Annotated in this window: 4 protein-coding genes; 2 read left to right on the top strand and 2 right to left on the bottom strand. The window is 72.0% G+C overall.

Going from position 1 to position 4,259, the window contains the following annotated elements; translation table 11 throughout:
• On the top strand, positions 1-870 hold an 870-nt coding region (locus tag D7X55_RS36685), incomplete at its 5' end, for a hypothetical protein (protein WP_121725459.1).
• A gap of 143 nt (positions 871-1,013) precedes the next feature.
• Positions 1,014-1,532, top strand: coding sequence for a hypothetical protein (locus D7X55_RS36680; protein ID WP_120551799.1), 519 nt, complete (start codon positions 1,014-1,016; stop codon positions 1,530-1,532).
• Here D7X55_RS36680 and D7X55_RS36675 read toward each other — a convergent pair.
• Positions 1,501-2,811 carry a PAS domain-containing sensor histidine kinase gene (locus D7X55_RS36675; RefSeq protein ID WP_120551806.1) on the bottom strand — a complete coding sequence of 437 codons (1,311 nt, stop codon included), beginning with the start codon at positions 2,809-2,811 and terminating at the stop codon, positions 1,501-1,503. The genes D7X55_RS36680 and D7X55_RS36675 overlap by 32 nt on opposite strands.
• A 68-nt stretch (positions 2,812-2,879) precedes the next feature.
• Positions 2,880-4,259: sigma-54-dependent transcriptional regulator (locus D7X55_RS36670; protein WP_407921813.1), on the bottom strand; the 1,380-nt coding region annotated here is incomplete at its 5' end.

The raw sequence follows: 4,259 nt of genomic DNA, 5'->3' as shown, positions 1-4,259 counted from the left end.
CAGGTGGCCTTCCCACCCGCGCCACCGGCGCCGCCGCTGCCGGTGACGGCGGACACCCTGGAGCTGCTCTCCGAGGACGGCGTCTTCATCCCCATCCTGCCCAGCACCCCGGAGCCCCTGCTGTCGGTCACGTCCGGCGGCGAAGTGCTCTGGCGCCAGCCGGGCACCACCTCACCGTGGGCGCCGTCCCCGTATGTCCTGGAGGACTTCGCTTCGCCCCAGGTCCAGCTGCGGGCCGCCAGCGCGGGGACGTGGCTATTCTCGCCCCTGGGCGGCCAGGCGAGCTCCGTGGACTTCCAGCTGGAGTGGCGCACCGGCCAGGAGCCGCTGCCCGCCGGGACGCTGCGCCCCGTCAGCCGCGGCGCCGCGTGCGAGCCGTCCTTCGGCGGTGTCTGTCCATTCACGGATGGACAGCTCACCCCGGTGGACTTCTTCGAGAAGGAGACCGACCCGCGGTCCTACGGCGTCGTCATCACCCTGCCCCGGCCCATCCTGCCCCGCCAGGCGGTGGTGCGCGGGCTGCTGTACCTGCGAGGCTATGGCGGCAGGGACTCGCTCCGCGTGGAGGGCAGCGAGGACGGCGAGCACTGGCAATCCCTGGCACACGTCGTCCTGCGGGACCTGAGCGCCACCGAGCAGTCGCTGTTCGAGGCCCAGTTCGGCTTCTACGCCGAGCCGACCGCGGGGGCATCGGCCTATGGGGACGGGCCGCTCCTGCTGGGCATGCGGGAGCGGGTCTTCCAGGAGGTGCCCCTCTCCAGCACCCGGCCCGTGCGCTTCGTGCGCCTCTCCGTGGAATCCCTTACCTACGACGGAACCACCCCACCTGCTGAGTTCTATACCCTCTCCGAGGTGTCCATCTTTGAATAGTCATTGCGGATGACCCTCCAACCCCGGGAGATTGCTTGGGTTGTGTAAGGCCCGAAGTCCATCCCAGACAAATAAATCAAGAAATAAAGGGCGAACCGTTCTTCTCTTGCAGCACCGCTCATTCGTGCCCGAGGGAGGGCCCCATGATTGCGCTGACCTGGACGTATGGGCAGCTCCTCAAGGGACTGTCGGAGCGCGTGCGCCGGGTGCTGCTGGTGCAGGTGCTCATCCTGGCGCCGAGCTTCGGGGTGCTGGAGCTGAACCCGCTGGGTCCCTCGCACCGGGGGCTTTCACTGACACGTCTGGCGCTGTGGGGCTGCGCCGTAGGGCTCTTGTGGGCGCTGGACCGGTATGCCTTCGGGCGCTCGCGGGTGGCGTCATGGCAGCGCCTGGTGTGGGTGACGGCGCTGTGCTGGCTGGGGCAGTGGATGGGCGGCTTCGTCGCGTTGGAGGCGCTGCCTCGCTCGCTGCAGCAGTGGTCCGCGGCGCGCTGGGTCCACGTGGGCTTCACCGTGTTGTTCTTCTGGGCGGCGACCGCGCTGCTCTACCGGCTGGCGGCGCCGGTGCCGGAGGCCGAGGCCGCTCCCGCCATGCCCACGGGTCCCGAGGCCGCGCCCGGCAAGAAGGGCTTCAGGCGCGCGGAGCGTCCAGCGGGAGCTTGAGCCTCGCCCGGCAGCCTCGGCCGCCGGTGCGGTTCTCCAGGCGCAGGCTGCCTCCGTGGGCTTCGGCGATCTGCCGGCTGAGCGCCAGGCCAATGCCGCTGCCCTGGGGCTTGGTGGTGAAGAAGGGCACGAAGAGGTTGGCGGTGTCAGCGAGGCCGGGGCCTTCGTCCTCCACCCAGACCTCCACCGCGCCCGGCGCGTGCACGGCCCACGAAACCCAGACACCGCCCGGGCCTCCGTCCGGCAGGACGGCGTCCACGGCGTTGCGCACCAGGTTGATGAGCAGTTGCTCCAGCTGATCCGCGTCCCCGGACACGGTGAGGCCGGGGCCGGGGCGCACGGCGACGGCACGGCGCGGCTCCAGGGCCACCACGCGCCGCACCCAGGGCTCCACGTCCACGGGCCCCAGGGTGGGCGGTGGCAGGCGCGCGAGCCGGGCGTGCGCGGACATGAAGCGGGACAGGGCTTCCGCGCGGCGGGCGATGATGCCCAGGCCGTGGCGGGTGTCCTCCTCCCAGTCCTCGGGGCGCGGCACCTGGGCGAGGGTGTCCCGGAGGGCGTCCGCGATGGAGTGGATGGGGGTGAGGGAGTTGTTGATTTCGTGGCTGAGCACGCGGACCAGCCGGCGCCAGGCTTCACGTTCTTCCTCGCGCAATGCCAGACGCAGGTCGGTGAGCACGACCAACTGGTGGGGTTGTCCTCCTTCGCGGAAGGAGCCGCGCCACAGTTCATACGGTCCGCCGTCCTGCTGCGCGAAGACGCGCGTGAGACGGCGGGGGGCGGGGCCCTCCAGCAGGCCGCTCCAGCCGAGGGCTTCCGCGCGCTGCCCCAGCAACTGTGCGCGCGGCAGGCCCACGAGCCGGGCGCCCGCGCGGTTCACCAGCTTGAGGGTGCCGGAGGCGTCGAAGGCGAGCACCGCGACGTCGATGGCCTCCATGACCTGGCCCAGCAGCGCCCCGGCTTCGAGTGCGCCCAGGCGCTGTTCGCGCAGGGTGTCGCCCAGCGCGTTGACCTCCAGCAGCACTTCCCCCAGCGGATCGCCCGCGCGTCCGCCCCGGCCGCGCACGGAGTAGTCGCCTTCACGCAGGGCGGCCAGCAGGCCCGCGACGGTGTGCAGGGGCCGCACGACGCGCTCGCGGATGGCGAGACACGCTCCGGCGTGGATGCCCACCACGAGGACGGAGAGCGTCCAGCGCACCTTGGCGGTGAAGTCCCCCGTCCAGAGGAGCGCGAGCGCCACGACGACCGCGGGCAATCCTGCGACGACCGCGAGCCACATCACGCGCAGGTCGTGCGGCACGGGGAACTTGCGCTCGTGCGGGTCCTGCGGAGCCGGGGGTCCGCGTTTCACCTTGCGCCCTTGATGCCGTAGTACTGGAGCCGGCGGTAGAGCGCGCTGCGCGACAGGCCCAGCGCCTTCGCCGCTTCGCTCACGTTGCCGTCATGCCGTCCGAGCGCGCGCTCGATGAGGTAGCGCTCCACCTCCTCCAGCGTCATCTCCTCCAGGCGCGTGCTTCCTCCGCCCGGCGGGCCCATCCGCTTGAGCAGCAGGTCCTCCGCCTCCACGCGGTCCCCCACCGCCATCAGCAGCGCCCGCTCCACCGCGTGCTCCAGCTCGCGCACGTTGCCGGGCCACGGGTACGCGATGAGCGCCTCCATGGCTCCCGGCCCCAGGTGGATGCCGGGTCGGCCGTAGCGCTGGCCCTGCGCGGCCAGGAAGTGCGCCGCGAGCAGCGGGATGTCCTCGCGCCGCTCCCTCAGCGGCGGCAGCTGCACCTCCACCGTGTTGAGCCGGTAGAGCAGGTCCTCGCGGAAGCGGCCCTCCGCCGCCGCCCGGCCCAGGTCCACGTTCGTCGCGCTCACCACTCGCACGTCCACGCGCCGCGTCCTCGACGAGCCCACCGGGTGCAGCTCCCCGGTCTGGAGCACCCGCAGCAACTTCGCCTGCTGCGTGAGCGGCATGTTCCCAATCTCATCCAGGAAGAGCGTGCCGCCGTCCGCCAGCTCGAAGCAGCCGATGCGGTCCGCCTTCGCGTCCGTGAACGCCCCCTTCACGTGACCGAAGAGCTCGCTCTCGAAGACGCCCTCGGACAGGCCGCCGGAGTTCACCGCGACGAAGGGCCGGTCCGCTCTCGTGCTCGCCGCGTGGATGAGCCGGGCCACCACCTCCTTGCCCGTGCCGTGCTCCCCCGTCACCAGCACCGGCGCGGACGACGGCGCCACCCGCTCGATGAGCCTGCGCACCGGCAGCATCGCCCGCGACTCACCCACCAGCGGCGAGCGCCCGCCCTGCTCACGGCGCAGGTGCTGGTTCTCCTCCTCCAGCCGCCGGCCGCGCCGCAACGCGCGAGCCAGCTCCAGCTGCGTGCGCAGCGTGGCCAGCAGGCGCGTGTTGTCCCAGGGCTTCTGCACGTAGTCGCGCGCGCCCAGGCGCATGGCCTCCACCGCGCCCTCCACGCTGCCCCACGCCGTCATCACCACCACGGGCAGCAACGCGTCCCTCGCGCGCAGCTCGCCCAGCAGGTCCAGGCCCTCGCGCCCGGAGGTCGTGTCGCGCGCGTAGTTCAGGTCCATCAACACCAGGTCCACGTCCTCCGCGTCCAGCGTGGCCTTCACGCCCGCGGGGGACTGCGCGCTCACCACCGTGTAGCCGTCGCGCTTGAGCAACAGCCGCAACGCCTCCAGCACGTCCGGCTGGTCGTCGGCCACGAGGATGCGGGTGGGGGT

The sequence above is a fragment of the Corallococcus sp. AB049A genome (assembly GCF_003668885.1).
Classification (GTDB): Bacteria; Myxococcota; Myxococcia; order Myxococcales; family Myxococcaceae; genus Corallococcus; species Corallococcus interemptor.
This window is presented reverse-complemented; position numbering and strand designations above follow the sequence as displayed.

What these genes read in the sequence shown, in the direction of transcription:
- D7X55_RS36675 (WP_120551806.1), bottom strand. Translation starts at nt 2,811, where the DNA reads ATGTGGCTCGCGGTCGTCGCAGGATTGCCCGCGGTCGTCGTGGCGCTC.
- D7X55_RS36680 (WP_120551799.1), top strand. Translation starts at nt 1,014, where the DNA reads ATGATTGCGCTGACCTGGACGTATGGGCAGCTCCTCAAGGGACTGTCG.